The organism is Siphonobacter sp., assembly GCF_048595215.1.
In the GTDB taxonomy this organism is placed as follows: Bacteria; Bacteroidota; Bacteroidia; order Cytophagales; family Spirosomataceae; genus Siphonobacter.
In genome coordinates this window covers 41036-59877 of sequence record NZ_JBMDWJ010000195.1, presented here as the reverse complement: position 1 = coordinate 59877, position 18842 = coordinate 41036, and the positions used below count along the sequence as shown (strand labels likewise).

Sequence of the window (18842 nt, the reverse complement as noted above, 5' to 3'; positions counted from 1 at the left end):
GAATACTTAGCGGTAGAGTTGGGCAGCAGCCGTTTTCTTTTGGAGGTAAACGTCCGATTGCTGGGAAAATTTCTTAAAATCTTCCGCAGTGGCTTGTCCGGCGTAGGGAGCGTAAAAGTGTCCCGGGTTGCCATTTCGCCAAACCAGCACGTAAGATAAACCCGCGTTTTTGATAATCGGTGCTAGTACCTGCGTCCACCAGTTGGGCTGGGGCAGTTTTTCGAGGCCAGTTTCGGTGATGGCGTATACTTTTTTCTTTTCCTGCCCCACCTCTTTCAGGATCTCCACCATTTGACGCGTATTCGCTACAAAATGGTCAGGCTGACCGGGTTGCGGACGGTGGTAAATGTCAAAACCAACGATGTCGATATACGCATCGCCGGGATAGCGTTCGAGGTATTCTTCTTTCGTCGGGAAACGGTCGGTCGAATACGCATACAGTACATTATGAACGTCTTTTTTATCGCGTAAATACTCGACGGTGTATCGCCACAATTGCACGTATTCGTCTACGGTAGCGTGGGCTTTCCCCCACCAGAACCAGCTACCCGTATGCTCGTGGAAGGGCCGGAAGATCACCGGGATGGCTTCGCCTTTGGGTCCTTTCAGGCTTTTGAAATAAGCCGCGACCCGATCCAGCCAGGCATCGTACCGTTGCTGAGCCTGCGAATCACTGAAGAGTGCACGAATGGTGAAATCTACTTTATCCCAGCTCGTTTTCGTAGGGTCGGTTGGGTTGTTTAGGTGCCAGCTAAACGTATTAACCCCTCCCTGAGCGTAGACCTGCTCCACAAATTTCCGCTGACTTTCGAACGGAATCCCGTCGATTTCGTGAGTACTATCGAATTCAATCCGGCCCAAATCCCAGCCGAATACGGCGGGGTACTCGCCCACGACCTCCTTCACATCCGAACGACCGGCTTCGGCCCGCCAGTTCACGCCATACCCCAGATCGTCCTGATGGCCGAACATGGTTCCCTTTTTCGCCAGCTTCTGCAAATTGGTATACAGATTCCGGGTTTCTTTCGTGGCTTTTTTATCAATGGGGGCGGTCTGAGCACCGAGGCTCCCCGCGTATAAAGTCAAACAAACCAGAGCCGTACGTAACATCATTTTTTTCGTTTAAAGATAAAACAAAGGCTTCTACCCGATTCGAATAGAAGCCTTTGTTTGGTTATTGGTTGTTAGTTGCCTGACTAGTACTATCGTTCGTTGAGGTGCGATTCGGATCTGATTAGTGGTTTACAAATAATCGATCGTATGTACCTGACTGCTTAAAAACTAAAAACCAACAACCCAATTAATACCCCGGATTCTGCTCCAGACCCCAGGATTGTACTTCGTTTGCCGGAATCGGCAGTACCGGGATGGAATTAACCGAACCCTTAATGCTATGACTCATCGCGGAAGAACGAATCGAAGCGGGTAGTGAGTTAAAGTACGTTCCGGTACGAACCTGATCCCAGAAGTGCAGGGCTTCCATACCCAGCTCTACGCGACGCTCGTGGTAAATGGCGTCCAGCAAAGCCGTTCCCGTTACCGTAGCGGCGATCGGCGGTAAAGCCGAAGCGGGCGTATTGGCGGGTTCGTAGGTCATGGTATTGAGTTTCGAACCTTTAGGTAGCGTAGACTTACGAGCCCGGTCACGAATCTGATTCAGGATTGTACGAGCTTCGCTTTCGTTGCCCAGGTGAGCGGCGGCTTCGGCTCGCATCAGCAACACGTCCGCGTACCGCAATTTACGAATGTTTTGCGGCGACTGCGAAGGTTGCGTAGGCTTGATGATGGCCGCTTTCCGGTTCAGGAAACCCGTTGAGTTTTCGGAAGGGAAGTTGATCACCTGCTCGATACCCGTAACGATGTCGCCCGTTTTGTAGATCGTAGCGGCTTTACGGGGATCATTCGCTTCAAAGGCATTCACCAGACTTTGCGTCGGGTTATTGAAGCCCCAACCCCAGGTATTCCGGTTGTTCTGAATCTGGTTGTTGTTCGTTCCAGAACGCTGGATACCCCAGGTTACGTTAGATTCGGCAAACTGAATTTCGAACAATGATTCCGCATTGTTTTCATTTTCACCTTCCTGAATCGCGGCGTAGTTGTCGGTCAACGCATACTGTCCCGATTTGGCAATTACATCGGTCAGATCGTATAACTCTTTCCAGGTATGACCCCGGGGATTGTCGGTTCCCATTTGATACAGGATCGCACGGGCCAGGAATCCATTGGCAGCTCCTTTGGTCGCACGACCGGCGTCTGCCGCTTCGTAGGCATTTTTCTCGGGTAACAGTTCAGCGGCTTTCTTGAAATCGGCTTCAATGAACGCATACGTTTCGCTCAGGGTAGAACGCTTGGTATTGCTGTAATCCGAAGGCTGCACGGGTTTCGTGAACAAAGGCAGTCCGCCGTACAAACGCAGCATGTAGAAATAACTGTAGCCCCGAATGAAGTACGCCTCGCCCATCAAACGATTTTTCAGCGTTGCATCAATGGGTGAATTTTCCAGGTTTTGCAGCAACAGGTTCGTCCGATAAATCGCCTGGAACATGTTTTGCCAAACGGCCTGAGCGATGGTGTTGGTACCCGTAGCCCGCCATTCCTTCAGCTCCTGCAGGGGAGGCATATCGCCCGGCGTACTACCTTTTTCGGCATCTTCCGACAGTACATCCCCGAACATCCACTCGTAGTTGTGGTTGACATAGTTGCCCAAGCCATCGTTTCCTTCGTCGTAAGCCAGGACGTCATAGGCCGCGTTAACGGCCAGGATGGCATTATTGGGATCGGTATAAAAGTTCTGGTCCGTATCCTGGCCCAGCGGATTTTTATCCAGAAAATCGCTGCAGCTCTGCATCGTACCGCTGGTAGCCAGCAGCAAAGCCACGATGATATATTTGAATTTCATTTTTTTCAGTTTTCAGTTTTCGGTTTGCTGTTTTCAGTTCTGCGAGGCTTGCAGTGAAAACAGTAAACCGAAATCTCTTTGTTAATTCTTTGTTCACTGCTTTCAGTCCTCTGCGACTTGCATTGAAAACTGAAAACAGTAAACCGAAAACTATCTTAGAAATTGAGCGTTAGCCCGGCACGCCAGGTTTGGGGTTGGGGGTAGGTTCCTACGTCCACACCCACAGCCAGTGGGTTGTAGCTCCGGTTGTAACCATACTCACCGATTTCGGGATCCAGACCTTTGTAGCCCGTTACGGTCAGGAGGTTATCTACCGAAACGTAGGCCCGTACCGTTGACATTTTCCAGCGATCCGTTACCACTTTCGGAATAGTATATCCCAGCGTTACGTTCCGCAGACGCAAGTAATCTCCACTTTGTACGAAACGATCACTGAAGCGGTAGTTGGCATTGGCATCCTTCGCCGTCATGCGGGGTTCGTTCGTGTTCGTATTCTCAGGCGTCCAGCGGTTGAGGCGATCCGTAACCGAATTCCAGGTACCCATTGAGCTACGGGTAAAGTAATCCAGTGCATTCACTACTTCTACACCTTGTACACCCTGGAAGAATAAACGAAGATCAAAGTTTTTGTAACCCAGCGTTGCGTTGAAACCGTAACTGAATTTCGGCGTAGCACTACCCAGGTATACGCGGTCCTTATCGTTAATAACTCCGTCGTTATTCGCATCTACGAAGCGTACATCGCCCGCTTTGGCCAGGTTTTCGCTACCAATTCCGTATTTTGTATTGTAGGCATTCGCTTCTTCCTGCGTTCTGAAAATCCCATCGGTTTTCAAGCCGTAGAAGTAAGCGATTTCGCGACCCACCGACGTACGGGTAATGTTACCCCAGTTACTGATGACGTTGGCCGATTCAATGCCTGTACCCCCACCGAGGCTGGTTACTTCGTTTTTGATCTTCGTGAAGTTCACACCCACATCGTAGCGGAACGCCCCTACTTCATTGCGATAGTTCAAGGCTAATTCGATACCGTTGTTCCGCATGCTACCGGCATTGACGTACGGAGGTCCTACGCCGATGAACACGGGTACGGGAACCCGAACAATCATGTCAGCCGTATTCTTGATGAAGTAATCGGCCGTTAAACTCAGGCTATGATTAAAGAAATCTGCGTCGATACCAATGTTGGAGCTCGTCGTCGTTTCCCACTTCAGGTTCGGGTTGCTCGCCATCGTTGGAGCGAAACCTTCCACGATCTGGTCGCCGAATACGTAGCGGTTACCACCAGAAATCGTCGTTACGTACCCGTAGTTATTGGCTGAGTTTTGGTTACCTACCTGACCCCATCCGGCCCGTACTTTCAGGTTACTGATGGCTTTGATATTGGCCATGAAGGGCTCATCCGTTACGTTCCAGCCGAAAGCAAAAGCCGGGAAAATACCCCAACGATTTCCTTTCAGGAAGCGGGAAGAACCATCATACCGCAGCGTAGCCGTCAACATGTACTTCTCGTTGTAGCTATAGTTCGCCCGACCAAAGAACGAAAGCAGGGATTCATCCGAAGGCGGTGTAGTCGTCGGAATTACGTTTGGATTACGGCTGGAGGACAAGTACCGCAGATCGGTATTGTCCGGTACATTATAGGCCGTCATACCAATGTTATCGAAGGTACTGCGTTGAGCTTCCGTACCAATCATACCGCCTACGTGGTGCTTACCAAAGTCATTATCGTAGGTCAGGTAAGTAGAAGATACCCACTGCGTCTGCTCACTCCGATACTCCGTCAACTGGCTGTTGGGACGTAATTCTTTGATGTCCAGGAAAAACTCGGGCAGATACTGCTTGTTGTGAACGTTTTTGTAATTAACGCCAAATTGTGAACGCAGTTTGAAATGTTTCAGGAACGAAGCCTCTACGTAGGCGTTGGCGTTCAGCAGACTTTCGTAGCCTTTGTTACCGGACATTTCACTCGCGGCACGAGCCGGGTTGTTTTCCTGCGATACAATCGTACGACCCCAGTTATTGGTTTCCGGGTTCCAGGCGGGCGTAATAGGTTCCGCCCGCAAAGCCGTAGTCAGCACCCCAGCGAACAGGTCATTGTTGGTAAACGTCTTGTTCGTACGGGAAAACGCTCCGGAGATACCACCCGTCAACCAGTTGTTGAAAGTATAATCGTTATTGAAACGCAGGAAATACTTTCGTAAGGAAGAATTCTTCACAATCCCGTCCTGACCGAAATACGTACCCGTCAGGCTATAGCGTGACTTGTCCGTACCTCCCAGTACGTTCAGGCTGTAGTTCTGAATAGAACCCGTTTGCATCACTTCTTTCTGCCAATCCGTACCCTGCATGTTGGTTTGAGCGGCATTATTGAGTAGACGATATTCCGCACCATTCGGGTCCAGTACCGTTCCGTCGTTGCGGTACGCTTCCAGACGAAGGGTTCCGTACTGAGCAGCATTCAGCATATTCAGTTTGTTCCAGGCGTTCTGTACCCCGGCGTAACCATCCAGCGTAAAGCGGGTTGGGCCGGAACGACCACGTTTAGTCGTAATCAAAACCACCCCGTTGGCTCCGCGAGAACCGTAAATAGCCGTAGCTGAAGCATCTTTCAGGATTTCCATGGAAGCAATATCCGTAGGAGCCAGGAAGCTGATGTCTCCAGTCTGGAAACCGTCCACTACGTACAGAGGATCCGAGTTGTTGATTGTACCAACCCCGCGTATCCGAATCCGGCTGGCACCACCGGGTTCCCCCGAGTTAGCCGTTACGTCTACCCCGGCTACGCGGCCCTGAATGGCCTGCGTTACGTTGGGCGTAGCAATCTGCGTGAGTTGTTCCGACTTGATGGAAGCAACCGAACCCGTCAAATCACTTTTCCGGGCTGAACCGTACCCAATAACGACAACCTCATCGAGCGATTTGCTATCGGATTGCAATACAATCGTGTAAGTTGATTCGTTCGTGACCGGAATTTCCTGCGTCTGCATACCGACAAAAGATACCACCAGCGTGGTAGCATTGGCGGGGATGCTCAGGGTAAAGCGTCCTTCAACATTGGTGTTAGTTCCAAGGGTGGTTCCCTTGATGGAAAGGCTTACGCCGGGGAGTAACTCCCCTTTCTCGTCAGCCACAGTACCGGAGATGGTCCGGTTTTGAGCGAATAGAGTTCCGAAGCACCCTAGAAGCATCAATCCTGAGAAGAAAAGATAAAGTTTAAAACGATTCATAGAGTCAAATTTTTCGCAACAAAAGTATGCGTCAATTTTATCATTGCACTAACACAATTTTATCATTTACTTGAACATATTTTCATTTTTATCAGTCATAAATTATCATTATATATCGATTAATTGCAATGATCGCCGAATAGTGCCATATTTTTCTTTGATTATTCAAACAGAATACCAAACAAAAAGTAACTTTGTACTAATACTATGTTATCAAAACTTTTGCTAATCGCTAAAACCTCTTTTACCTTTGCTTTATGAGTAATCTGTACCGCGAAATCACACCGCTTACCCAGCATGACTGCTTTACGCTGTTTGCCCGGGTTAAGTCTGATTTTGATTTCCCACTACACTATCACGAAGAATTCGAGCTGAATTTTATCGCCCGTGGACCCGGCATCAAACGGATCATTGGCGATCATTCCGAAGTGATCGAAGATCTGGAGCTGGTACTAGTAGGCACTAATCTCCCCCACGGCTGGTTTCTGCACCAGTGCGAAAACAAGGAGATTCGGGAAATTACGATTCAGTTTCACCGCGACCTGTTCGACGAAAAATTTCTGCGTCGGAATCAGTTGACGTTTATTCGGATTTTGCTGGAACGAGCGGCCAAAGGGGTATTGTTTTCGCGGGAAACGATTGAAGCGGTACGGCCCCGGCTGGAAGCCCTTACCCAGAAGAGCGGCTTTGATTCGGTACTCGACCTGATGTCGATTCTGCACGATTTGTCGATTTCCCGGAACATGCGTACCCTTTCCAATGCCTCCTTCACGCACGATCCCTTTCATTATAATAGTCGTCGTATCGAAAAAGCCTTCGAGTACATGCGGGCCCATTACGACAAGAAAATCACCCTAGCCGATGTCGCCAAAGTAGCCAGTATGCCGGAAGTGTCGTTCAGTCGTTTTATCAAAAAAAGTACGGGAAAAACGTTCGTCGATAGTCTCAACGAGATTCGGCTGGGCCATGCCTCACGCATGCTCATCGATACTACGCAGACCATCGCCGAGGTATCTTATAAATGCGGGTTTAACAACTTATCCTATTTTAATCGTACCTTTTTAAAGAAAAATGGCTGTACGCCGCGGGAATTTCGGAGTAACTATTCCGGCTCGCGGGTCTTTGTATAAAATACCACGCTTACCGTTTATTTTTACTTGAATCAAACCTCTAAATCAGGTTCCATTGCAGCCTTCTTTGGCTTAAAGGCTTTGGTTCCGACTAACTAACTCTCTAATTCATTCTTTGTGGAACGTAGAATCGCATTAAAAAACATGGCCGCTGCGTTTGGCGGTCTGCTGAGCCTCCCCTCCTGGGCTCAGCACTGGACGCCCGAGACGGTGGCGGGTTCTCCCTTGCTTTCCGCTTTGGAAGAATCCACGCTAGCCGACCTGGCCGAAACCATTATTCCGGAAACGGATATTCCCGGAGCGAAAAGCCTGGGCGTTCCCGCTTACATTCAGAAGATCGTCAATGATTGTATGGATACGAAAGCTCAGGAAACGCTGAAAAACGGTCTTTACACGGTCAGCGATCTGGCCCAGAAGAGTTCAGGAGGCAAAACGTTTTCGGGCATGGATACCAATCAGCGACTGAATTTTCTCAATCAGCTGAACGCCGGAGCCGATGAAGAAACCAAAGACTTTTTCAAACTGGTCAAAAGCCTGACCATTCGCGGCTTTACCACTTCGGAGTACTTCCAGACCAATATCAATCATTACCAACTCGTACCCGGCTTTTACCACGGCTGCGTCCCCGTTTCAACTGGCAAATAACGATCATGACTATACTGGAATCAACGGCAGCCAATCAATACGATGCAATCGTGGTTGGTTCGGGCATCAGCGGAGGCTGGGCCGCCAAAGAATTAACGAAACACGGGCTGCGAACGCTGGTACTGGAGCGGGGAAGGGACGTGAAACATGTAACCGATTACCCCACGGGCATGATGAGCCCCTGGGAGTTTGAGCACCGCACCCAGCTTCCCCTGGAAATAAAAGAAGCTAACCCGATCGTGAGCAAGTGTTATGCCTTTTACGAAGGCAGTACGCACTTTTTCGTGAAAGATGCCGAACACCCGTACGTGCAGGAAAAGCCCTTTGACTGGATTCGCGGCTATCAGGTAGGTGGAAAATCCCTGCTCTGGGCCCGCCAGACGCAGCGGTGGAGTGATTTCGATTTCGAAGGCCCCGCCCGCGACGGCTTTGCCGTTGACTGGCCCATTCGTTACGCGGATATTGCTCCCTGGTACAGTTACGTAGAGAAATTCGCTGGTATTTCCGGTAATAAAGACGGTCTGCCCAACCTGCCCGACGGCGAGTTTCAGAAGCCCCACGAAATGAACTGCGTGGAAGATTATTTCCAGAAGCAGATCGCTAGCAAATACAAGGACCGGAACGTGATTCAGGGCCGTTGTGCTCACCTAACCGAACCAAAAGATATTCACTTCCAGCAGGGCCGGGCTCAGTGTCAGCACCGTACCATCTGCGAGCGGGGTTGTCCCTTCGGTGGTTATTTTAGTAGTAACGCCTCTACAATTCCTTGGGCCGCCAAAACGGGCAAAATGACCCTGCGGCCTAATTCCGTCGTGCACTCGATTATTTACGACGAGAAAAAAGGTAAAGCAACGGGCGTTCGGGTGATCGATGCGAATACCAAGAAAATGACGGAGTACTACGCCCGCATCATTTTTGTCAACGCAGCGGCTCTCAATACCAACCTCGTACTCCTGAACTCAACGTCGAACCGCTTCCCTAACGGATTGGGTAACGACAGCGGTGTGCTGGGCAAGTACGTGGCCTTCCACAACTACCGGGCTACGATTTCAGCCGAATACGATGGTTTCCTGGATATGAAAACCGAAGGTCGTCGTCCCAATAGTCCGTACATTCCGCGTTTCCGGAACGTGCATAAGCAGGAGACCAACTTCCTGCGGGGCTATGCCGCGGGCTTCAACGCCGGTCGGGGTACGTATACCAATCAGGACGGCATCGGTGCGGATCTGAAGAAAAACCTGATGAATCCCTCCTGGGGCGGCTGGCACGTAGGCTCCCACATGATGGGCGAAACCATCCCGAAAGAGAACAGCACCGTTCAGCTTGATCCGAATAAGAAAGATCCGTTTGGCATCCCGCAATTGGCCATCAACATGTTCTACGATGACAATGACGAGAAGATGATCAAGGATTTCCACGAGCAGTTCACCGAAATGTATACGGCGGCTGGTTTCAAGAACATCCGTACCCGCGATTCCAAGCAGGCTCCGGGACTGGACATTCACGAAATGGGCGGCGTTCGGATGGGTAAAGACCCTAAAACATCGATGCTCAACAAGTGGAATCAGCTACACGCCTGCAAGAACGTGTTCGTCACGGATGGGGCTTCGATGACTTCTACGTCGACGCAAAACCCTTCGCTAACGTACATGGCTCTGACAGCCCGTGCGGTTGATTACGCCGTGAAGGAAATGAAGAAGCAAAACCTGTAATTTCAGGATAGAAGTCTGATTCTGAGGTCTGGTACACGTCGTATCAGACCTCTTTTGTTATAGCCCTAGCCTACGGTTTTGGTAATAATTTCTTAATCCATCCGGCCTTAGACCCGCTAGGAACGAATCCTATCTTTACTGGAAATATCCAGCGATATGATTTCCCTCATTACCACCTTCGCTTTCGCTCAGGCCCTCATTGGTTTGTACGTCTTACCCAAGCAGACCATCTTCAGTCGTCAGTACTTATACCTAAAAACATTGATTGCCCTGATCAGTATTCACCTGGGCGTCAAACTGTTTCTGCTCTCGGTCCTGAACGATCCGTATCTGTTTGGCCGGCTCAACAGCTTTACCACCTTTTCTTACGGACCGCTGCTGTATTTTCAGTATCTACAGTTCAAAGGCAAATCCCTTACCCGAACGCATAAAGTCCTCCACCTCGTACCGTTTGTCTTCGCTTTTACGCTGTACGTTTCCTGCCTGGTTGGACAAATTCCCAGCAAAAATCCGGCTTTGTTTCAGCAGATTTTCGAAGTATTTGTCTACCTGCTTATGGTTTCCGTCGCCAGCTATACGACCTGGTTGCTCTGGAAACTCGTACCGGATACGCAGCTATCCCGCCGCGAACGGAATCTGTTACTCCAGTGCAGTGCCTTTTTCATGAGTTCGGTTTTCATAGGCTACTGTACATCTTTTTTCAATGCCTGGCTGGGTACACACTGGGACGCCCATTTTTTCCCCTACCTCGCGTTCGGGATCATTTGCTGGATTTGTCTGCGTTTTTTTCTGACGCAGAACTATACCCAGTCCAAACCAGCCGAAACCGCTCGTGAAACCTATGAAAAATCAGGCCTTTCGGACGCTCAACTACAGACGTACTTCGAAGCTCTGGAGCAGCTCATGCGACGGGAAAAACCCTTCCATAATCCCGATCTTTCGCTGGATGATTTAGCCCAATCCCTGAAAATCTCCCGGCAGCAATTGTCGCAGGTTTTGAATCAGAAAGCCGAGAAGAATTTTTACGCTTACGTGAATGATTTCCGCGTCCAGGAAATGATCGTTTTACTGAAAAACCATCCCGGTGAAAAAATCGCGGAGCTAGCTCATCAGGTGGGCTTTCAGTCGAAGACCACGCTGAATACCTATTTCAGGAAAGTGACCGGGTACAGTCCCACGCAGTACCAGCAGTTTCTGAGCAGTCCCATCTCGGAGCCATCCAAAATTTAACAATTCGTTAAAATTCACAAATACCTAATTTCCAGTAGTTTACAAGAACGAAAAGTTCAAGCCGAACGGGCAGGTTCGCCCCGATCGGCCTGAACTTTTTTCTTTTTCCACGCCCCTAGCTTCGCTGCCGAAACACAACGACACCCCTATGCGATTGAAACCATTACTCTTTAGCCTGCTGCTTTGCCTGAGCGGGACCCTTGCATTCGGTCAACATTCGGGCTCCGTAACGGGACGAATCGAGGACGAAAACGGCCCCTTGCCCGGAGCGGCGATTCGCTTGAAAGGTACCTCACAGGGAACGGTAACCGATCTAAGCGGAGCCTTCCGATTGACAAATGTACCCGCCGGACCGATTACGCTGGCGGCTGGCTACATTGGCTACCAAACGGCCGAACTAACGGTGCAGGCAACGACGGGCGAAGTAGTCATTCCCATCATCAAACTCACGCCCGAAGGGAAAGCTTTATCGGATGTCGTGGTTCGCGGCACAATGGCGGCGTCACAGATCAAGGCGATGAGTATCAAACGAAATTCCCTCGCCATGATGGACGTAATGGCCGCCGATGCCATTGGGAAATTACCCGACCGTAACGCTGCCGAAGCCGTCCAGCGGATGCCCGGCGTAGCGGTGGCCCGGTACCACGGCGAGGCTGATCAGGCGACGGTGCGGGGCGTTCCCTTTAGCTGGACTTCTACCCTGCTCAACGGTACCCGCATGCCCAGTGCCAGTGTGGGCGGTAGCCGGAATGCGGTACTCGATGCCGTTCCGTCCGAGATCATCCAGTACGTACAAGTGGCCAAAGCCCTGACGCCCGATATGGAAGGTGATGCCATTGGCGGTTCAATCAATTTTGTAACACGAGTCGCTCCGGAGTTTCGCAAGCTGAGCGTGAGTGCGGCCGGTGGCTACAACAATTTCTCGAAAGACGGTACTTATAATGCTTCCATTACCTACGGCGACCGATTTATGAAAGGCAAGCTGGGCGTGATGCTAACGGCGGCTATCTGGGATCGGCAGTGGGGAACGGATGAGTACGTGGTATCATACAACACGGGCTTGCCAGTTCCGGAGCAACGGTACTCTTTGAACAGCTTACTGCTGAAACGATACATGGGTAAACGCCAGACGTACGGACTTAACGCTGGGCTGGAATACCGTTTCAACGAGAAGCACCGAATCTTCGGGCGGGCCTTACACGACAAGTTCAACGATATTCGTCCGGTATACGAGTCGTATTTGCTTTTCAATACCAATGAGTACCAATTGAATTACCGCTACTCCTACTACCAGACGCGAATTGATGGCGGTGAAATGGGTGGCGAACATCAGTTGGCCTCGCGGTTGAAACTGGACTGGTCGGCGTCCAACTACGTTAGTGAATTTTACATCGATACTCCGCCAACGCTTCCTAAGGATAAACGCGGCTTACCCATTGCCACTTTCAAACAAAAACTCACGAAAGGCTTCGGCGGTCAGGCTTCGGATGGCAAACGGTATCTCTCCTTCGATTCGCCCAATGGCGTAGGCGACGATCCGATGCATATTCTTCCCCATCTAAACGATCCTACGGAACTCATGAATCCGGATCAGTTAACGTTACGCCAACTCGTGATTGCTCAGTTGGGAACGAAGGAAGCCGATCGGGTCGCTCAAGCCAATGTCAAGTATGATGTTTCGTCCCGGTTTTCTCTGAAAGTGGGCGGTAAATTCCGTCATAAATACAAAGAATCCCAAAATACCTCGCTGGTGTATTTACCCGGAGCCGCAGCGGGTATTCCCAACTCCCCTCCGCTGGTACCGCTGAGTCAGCTCGAACGCACGGATTTTCCGGTACGTCAGAATTTCTTTCGAAATCTGGGTAGTTCGTACGATGCTTTTGCCATGAATAGTCTGACTAAAAATCAGCTTTTCGATCTCTTTTCACCGGAATTCCAGCAAGCTACGAAGGCTCGCGATGTTTCACCGATATCGAGTGCTACGGGACGTTTTGATGGGACGGAAGATGTACTGGCCCTGTACCTCATGGGCGAGTGGAACGTAACGCCTAAACTTAAGCTTTTTGGCGGGGTGCGGAACGAACATACGACGGTAAAACTGAATGGCTCGTCGTACAAACGGGAAACGATTACGGAAAACGGACAGTCGAAAAGCGTAGAGACAGTGACTCCTACTAAGGTGAAGAATGATTACCACGCCTTTTTGCCGATGATTCATGTGAAGTACACGCCGACGCAAAAATCCGTACTTCGGGCGGCCTTTACGCGTACCTTCATTCGTCCCAACTTTTCGGATTTAAATCCGGGTGAGAACATTAACACTACGACCAATCCCATTAGTATCTCTCGGGGGAATATTAATCTGAAGCCCACTTTCGCCAGCAATTTTGATGTGATGGGTGAATATTACTTCGACAACATCGGCTTGCTGACGGGCGGCTTGTTCTACAAAAAGATCAAGGATTACAGTTTCAGTAATCAGACGGTAGAAACCTACAATGGCTTACAGGCCCTCATCACCCAACCCCAAAATCTGGAAAATGCTTCGCTGAAAGGTCTGGAACTGGGTATTCTCCGTCGCTTTAACTTTCTGCCGGGTTTCCTGAGCGGTCTAGGTGTCGAGCTGAACGGTACGGCAATTCACTCTTCCTTACGGGTACCTCGAAGCGTCAATAACGAAATGCGGTATGAAACGACTTCGCTTCCTAATCAATCGAAGTTTCTCTTCAACGCCATTGTATTCTACGAACGTAAGGGCTTGACTATTCGACTGGCCGGCAACTTCCGGGGTCGTTCGGTCGAAGCGATCAATCAGCAATTGGGCCCTGATTTCTACACCTGGACCGATAACAACTTCACGCTGGATGGCTCAGCGGCGTATACCATCAGTGATAAATTCCGGGTATTCGTGGAAGTGAATAACCTCACCAATGAGCCCGTTCGCATGTACATGGGCAAACTCGAACGCCCTACCAGTACCGAATGGTATTCGCAACGCGGACAGGCGGGTATTCGCTGGGACATTTTCTAATCGTAAGGTTCATCTATTCTTATTCATTCCGAACATTCCTATGAAAAAGGCATTCATTCTCATTGCTTCCGTATTGATTTCAGGAACCCTTTTTGCTCAGCAGGATACGCTGGTTTATAACGCACAGCGGGCCGTAGTGCTGGAGGGCGGTTCTAATTTCCGTGATCTGGGGGGTTACCCCACCCCCGATGGCCGTCAGGTGCAGTGGGGCCGCATCTATCGCTCGGCGGATATTAGTAAACTCAGTGATCAGGATTTGAAAACGCTGGAATCCGTTCACCTTGCCGTAGACTGCGACCTGCGGAGCCCCGAAGAGGTCCAGAAGGCTCCCGACCGTCTCCCGACGGGCGTGCAATACGTACACTTACCCGCGGGTAGCGAACACGTGCAAATGGCGAAGTTTTACGAAGCGATGAAAAACAGTACGCAGAAAGATACTTTATTACTGCAAACGTATCGGAGTACAGAACACCTGAAAGCCAAGTACAAACCCCTGTTTGATCACTTACTGACGTTGAAGGGTGATGAATCCTTACTCTTTCACTGCACGGCGGGTAAAGACCGGACGGGAATTGGAGCGGCTTTGGTTTTGTCAGCCCTGAATGTAGATCGTCAGACAATTTTGAAGGATTATCAGGCGACGAATAAGTTCTGGAAAGCCGACCGCGAACGCATGTTACAGGGCATGGCTCAACAGGGACTAGACCCCGAAGCCGCCCGCTCGATGCTGGACGCCAACCCAGCGTATCTGGAAAATACCTTTCAGGCGATCGATAAAAAATACGGCAGCATGGATCAATTTCTGGAAAAAGAAATGGGGTTGACCGCTCCGCGTCGGAGGGCATTGCAGGATAAGTTTTTGAAGTAAAGGAGTTATGAAGCTTGATACGTGTTTCGTCCTGCTGAGAAGGCTATACATTCCATACAGGGATTTCCTAACAACGATTAATAATCAAATCTTTATTACAGGGTCACTATATCGTCCCTTGGATGCGGCTGGTCTTTTAGTCCGTATCGCGAACGCCGCTCACTTCCTCTTGCTCAAGGCCACCGCATTGCCAAGGAAGTAGGCGGCTTTTCGCGATAGGACGGGGCCTGGGTTATGTCGCCCATGAAGGCATTTGACTGTTTCTTAACAATTACCATTAGTAATGATTAGCTAACCAACATTACTCCCTGATAACGTTGCTCTTTCGTGCCTACGAGAAGGCTAACAAACATTACTAGAAGAAGAAAACCCCTCCCGCCCGGAAGCAACGGAACGACCTACGACAGCCGCAACTCGGTGGCCTAAAGCGGGCTGTCGCCCCCATGGAATGGTTAGTCGTGGAGAGGTCCTGCCTGGAAGGCTTACGGGCTGCCGAACAGCCCTATCTGAAGCACCCAACTCCGTCTAGGTGAATAACGAAACGCTAGAAGAGCAAAACGCCACGAAATGAGAATACGTTACTACCCAACCGTGCCTGCGGGACGAGTTCGATTTGGCTATACAAACAAAAAAACGCCCTTTACTTCTTCCGAATAAAAATCGCATTACTCACCGCCCGTTCGCCCAGATGATCAAAGATCTTATTGTCCGAAGGCATATTCACGACACCCTCGTGAGGCTGACCCGTAATGACCATCGTCGTAGAACCGCCGCCATCCAGATTGACCGCACGTTCGCAGCGAAACTGTTTCAGTAAGTACGTCAGTTCAGGTAAGGACATCCCCGCTGCCTGAGCATTTCGCCCATCCACGGTTACCAGCAAAAGGTGTTTCTCACGGGTAATGCAGGCCGCCGTACGGGGGTGACGGTTATCATTGAAGGCATTTTTTTTCAGCGGTACCGGCTGCCCTTCCCACAACAGCAAAGGACCGGTTACCATGACGTTCGGAGCATTCAGTTTTTGATCCCAGCCATACGCCCGCTCATCGGCAGCTCGCTCAATACTAACCTTACGTTTGCGAATGGTCAGAGCGGCCTGTTTATGTTCGATCAACGGTTTATCAGAGGCATACGTAGTCGTATCCAGCACCTTCCCATCAATCTTGATGAGGTCTTCTGACCCCGCTTGTTTCACGTTGAAAAACGTACCGTTCACCGCCGCAGCGGCTCCCGCTTTTTTAGTCAGCGTACTGGTTGGTACTAGCTTCCGCGTCGAATCATCGGGTATATCGGCGGAGACAAAGCCAAACACTACGCGTCGGTTTTTCAGTTTGGTGTCCAGCACATTAATGTTCTGATTGGATTGAAAAAGCTCTTTATCTTTCAGATGTACGTGTTTCCAGGTTACTCCGGGAGCCACATCCAGAAAATTCCAGGTGGCTTTCATCAACGCCAGCGAGTCGTCAGTACTCGTTCGGCTTTGAGCAGAAGCAAAGCCTGCACAACTTACTAATAGGATACACAGATATTTCATAGCTATTTATTTTCACAGGATCTCTACGTACGATAACCGCGTAAAAAGCGTACCTCCGCTAGAACGCCCCGGAGTGAAGCCTGGTTTAGCGATCTTCAAAAAAAATCCCTGACCACTTAAGGTCAGGGATTTAACTTCTTACTTCGTTCCGACGTAACGTTCGAAAAATTCATAAATCCGTAGCATCCGATCAATCCGCTGCCGAACGTTTCCACTGCGGCTCAGCTCGTGGGTACCACCGGGCATGCGTATGTATTCGACTTCCTTACCCATGATTTTCATGGATTTGTACATCATTTCCGATTGAATTACCCCCGTACGCAAGTCATTCTCGCCGTGTTTGATCAGCAGAGGTGTCCGGATTTGGTCCACAAACGTATAGGGCGAGTTGGCTTCCAGAACGCGGTCGGTTTTGTCCAGCCAGGGATATTGGAAATAGTTAGGTACCAGTCTCCAGGCATTGCCTTCTCCCAGAAAAGTGGTCAGATCATACACCCCCCGTTGCGAGAAAGCCGCCTTGAAGCGATGATCGTGCCCAACGATCCAGGCCGTCAGATAGCCCGCGTAACTACCGCCCGTAATCACCTGACGAGCCGTGTCGGACCAGCTTTCTTTTGCCGCTTCAGTGGCAGCCCGCAGTACATCCGAAGCCGGTCCAGTACCCCAGTCCTTGATATTACCCCGCTGAAAGTCCAGTCCATAGCCCCCCGAACCACGCGGGTTGGCATAGACTACACCGTAGCCCTGCGAGCAGAAATACTGAAATTCATGCCACATACTCGCCTCGCCCGGTCCCCACATCGCGGTTGGTCCGCCGTGCATATTCAGCAACAACGGGTATTTTTTGCCAGCCTGTACGTTCGCGGGTTTCATAATCCAGTATTCCACCGTCTGTCCTTTTTCGTTCTGGAACGTCCGTTTTTCGGGCATACTCAGGGTTTTCTTCGCTACCCAGTCATTGAGAGAGGTAAAAGGCTTAGCCTCCTGAATGGCCGTTTTCAACTCGGCTAGCGTCAGATCCGAAGCTTTGCCTTTTTTAGCCGCTTTCGCCAGCGAAATCCAGTATACCTCGTTGGGGGCGGAAACCTGCGTTTTTACGAATACGAGTTTATCCGTTGACACGTCAAAATCCAGCATACCGGAATCGTAATCCGAGAGTTGTTCAACCTTTTGCGTCGCTACGTTCCAGCGATACAGCGGCTGGCCACCATTGGAGTGGGCACTGAAATACAGATATTTGGAATCTTTCGACCAGGACAAGTTCGATACCGAGCGATCAAATTCAACCGTTACTGGCTGAGCCGATCCACTAGTAGCAATAATTGTGAGCTTGGGGAAATTAACACCTTCGGAAGGACTTGTTAATAGAGCGATTCGCTGTCCATCCCAGGAAGGCAGCGGAGCAAAGGCCCGTTGGTTTTCGGCCTGAAAAACGTCCTGCATCTGGCCGTTCTCCGGTGTCAGGCGAATGACCTTGCTAGTTTGCTCCCGGTCGGGATGAGCGTTGGCTTGCTGACCCGTGGTAGCGTAAATGGCTTTTCCGTCAGAACTCCAGGCGGAAGCCTGAAACGACTTAAAGCCGGTGGTCAGGACTTTCGGCGTGGCTCCTTCTTTCAGCTCCAGTACGCAAATGTGACTGAAGTTAAGTTCGGGCTGGGTCGTAGCTTCTCCCTGAAAATTGAGTCGGTTGATGACTTTCGCCTTTTTATCGACTACGTCCTGATTCAGGAACGCCCGAATTTCAGCTAGTGAGCCATCCGGATTCGGCTTTACTTTCGAATCACTTTTCAAAAAGGCATTGTCCTTGAAACCCGGCTTTTCAAACGACCATTCGGGTACCGCTTTGGAGGGATTGAACAAACTGTCTTTCAGCAATTCCGTCAAACTTAATCCCACCGAAAAAACGATTTTTGATCCGTCCGGAGACAAGATCGGGTTTCCAATACCGTACTTCCAATCGGTCAGTTGGCGGGGTTCTCCTCCTTCCAGTGAAAGTTGAAACAATTGCGATTTTCCTTTCACCGGACGTGTAAACAGCAAGGTTTTAGCATCCTTCCAGATGGCTCGACTCACGCTTTCTTCGCCCTGGGTCAGTTGGCGGGATGGGTTTTGAAAATCCGTCAGCCAGAGGTGCGTCCGGTAGTTGTACTCCCATTTTTTTTCGGCATCCGGTTCCATGGTTTGCACGGCATACACGGCCCGTTTGCCATCGGGCGAAAGACTTATCGAAGAAGCCGACTTGATTCGTGTCAGGTCGGAAACCGTAATTTTTTCATTTTGGGCCCAGACAAAAAAGGGCATGCAAAGCAGTACAAGTAATATTCTCATACAAACGGGAATAAAGTGAAGAGACAACTGTGTCAAAATTAGTGAAGAATACCCCAGAATGTAACCCGGAGTGGCAGGTGTAGATGAGTAGCAGAGTGCGTACTTCGAAAGGCGGAATTCTGGCTACTTGTTGGGTCAGCGTACCCAAGCCTTAGAAACTAAAAAACAGCTCCGCAAGACAGAACTGTTTTTTCCCTTAACCAAAACTTTGTAAAAATTCTACAGGCCAAAATTA

The 18842-nt window shown here is 50.0% G+C and carries 11 protein-coding genes; 6 read left to right on the top strand and 5 right to left on the bottom strand.

Going from position 1 to position 18842, the window contains the following annotated elements; translation table 11 throughout:
• Positions 1-6: 6 nt before the first annotated feature.
• From ACOJTG_RS11665 to ACOJTG_RS11655, 3 genes are all read right to left on the bottom strand, one after another.
• On the bottom strand, positions 7-1113 hold the full coding sequence (locus ACOJTG_RS11665; protein WP_420153963.1) for a glycoside hydrolase family 26 protein: 1107 nt from the start codon (positions 1111-1113) through the stop codon (positions 7-9).
• 187 nt (positions 1114-1300) lie between these two features.
• Positions 1301-2899 (bottom strand): RagB/SusD family nutrient uptake outer membrane protein, encoded by a 1599-nt coding sequence (locus tag ACOJTG_RS11660; protein WP_420153962.1) that lies wholly within the window; start codon positions 2897-2899, stop codon positions 1301-1303.
• A 155-nt stretch (positions 2900-3054) separates the two neighbouring features.
• Positions 3055-6129 carry a SusC/RagA family TonB-linked outer membrane protein gene (locus tag ACOJTG_RS11655; protein ID WP_420153961.1) on the bottom strand — a complete coding sequence of 1025 codons (3075 nt, stop codon included), beginning with the start codon at positions 6127-6129 and terminating at the stop codon, positions 3055-3057.
• Positions 6130-6386: 257 nt separating this feature from the next.
• Between ACOJTG_RS11655 and ACOJTG_RS11650 the strand changes: the two genes are divergently transcribed.
• The 6 genes from ACOJTG_RS11650 (at position 6387) to ACOJTG_RS11625 (ending at position 14745) form a co-directional block, all read left to right on the top strand.
• Complete coding sequence (locus tag ACOJTG_RS11650; protein ID WP_420153960.1) at positions 6387-7259, top strand: helix-turn-helix domain-containing protein; 873 nt, start codon at positions 6387-6389, stop codon at positions 7257-7259.
• A 144-nt stretch (positions 7260-7403) separates the two neighbouring features.
• Positions 7404-7904 carry a gluconate 2-dehydrogenase subunit 3 family protein gene (locus ACOJTG_RS11645; RefSeq protein ID WP_094813161.1) on the top strand — a complete coding sequence of 167 codons (501 nt, stop codon included), beginning with the start codon at positions 7404-7406 and terminating at the stop codon, positions 7902-7904.
• A 5-nt stretch (positions 7905-7909) separates the two neighbouring features.
• Positions 7910-9616, top strand: a complete 1707-nt coding sequence (locus ACOJTG_RS11640; protein WP_420153959.1) for an FAD-dependent oxidoreductase — start codon at positions 7910-7912, stop codon at positions 9614-9616.
• Positions 9617-9772: 156 nt separating this feature from the next.
• Positions 9773-10846, top strand: coding sequence for a helix-turn-helix domain-containing protein (locus tag ACOJTG_RS11635; RefSeq protein ID WP_420153958.1), 1074 nt, complete (start codon positions 9773-9775; stop codon positions 10844-10846).
• Positions 10847-10994: 148 nt separating this feature from the next.
• The gene (locus ACOJTG_RS11630; protein ID WP_420153957.1) at positions 10995-13877 is read left to right on the top strand and encodes a TonB-dependent receptor; all 2883 of its coding nucleotides are present in this window, start codon (positions 10995-10997) and stop codon (positions 13875-13877) included.
• Positions 13878-13917: 40 nt separating this feature from the next.
• Positions 13918-14745, top strand: a complete 828-nt coding sequence (locus tag ACOJTG_RS11625) for a tyrosine-protein phosphatase (protein ID WP_420153956.1) — start codon at positions 13918-13920, stop codon at positions 14743-14745.
• Positions 14746-15385: 640 nt separating this feature from the next.
• Here ACOJTG_RS11625 and ACOJTG_RS11620 read toward each other — a convergent pair.
• Together ACOJTG_RS11620 and ACOJTG_RS11615 are read right to left on the bottom strand one after the other, a co-directional pair.
• Positions 15386-16279 carry a phosphodiester glycosidase family protein gene (locus ACOJTG_RS11620; protein WP_420153955.1) on the bottom strand — a complete coding sequence of 298 codons (894 nt, stop codon included), beginning with the start codon at positions 16277-16279 and terminating at the stop codon, positions 15386-15388.
• A 138-nt stretch (positions 16280-16417) separates the two neighbouring features.
• Entirely contained in the window at positions 16418-18607 is a 2190-nt protein-coding gene (locus tag ACOJTG_RS11615; RefSeq protein ID WP_420153954.1) for a prolyl oligopeptidase family serine peptidase, read from the bottom strand.
• Positions 18608-18842: the final 235 nt, after the last annotated feature.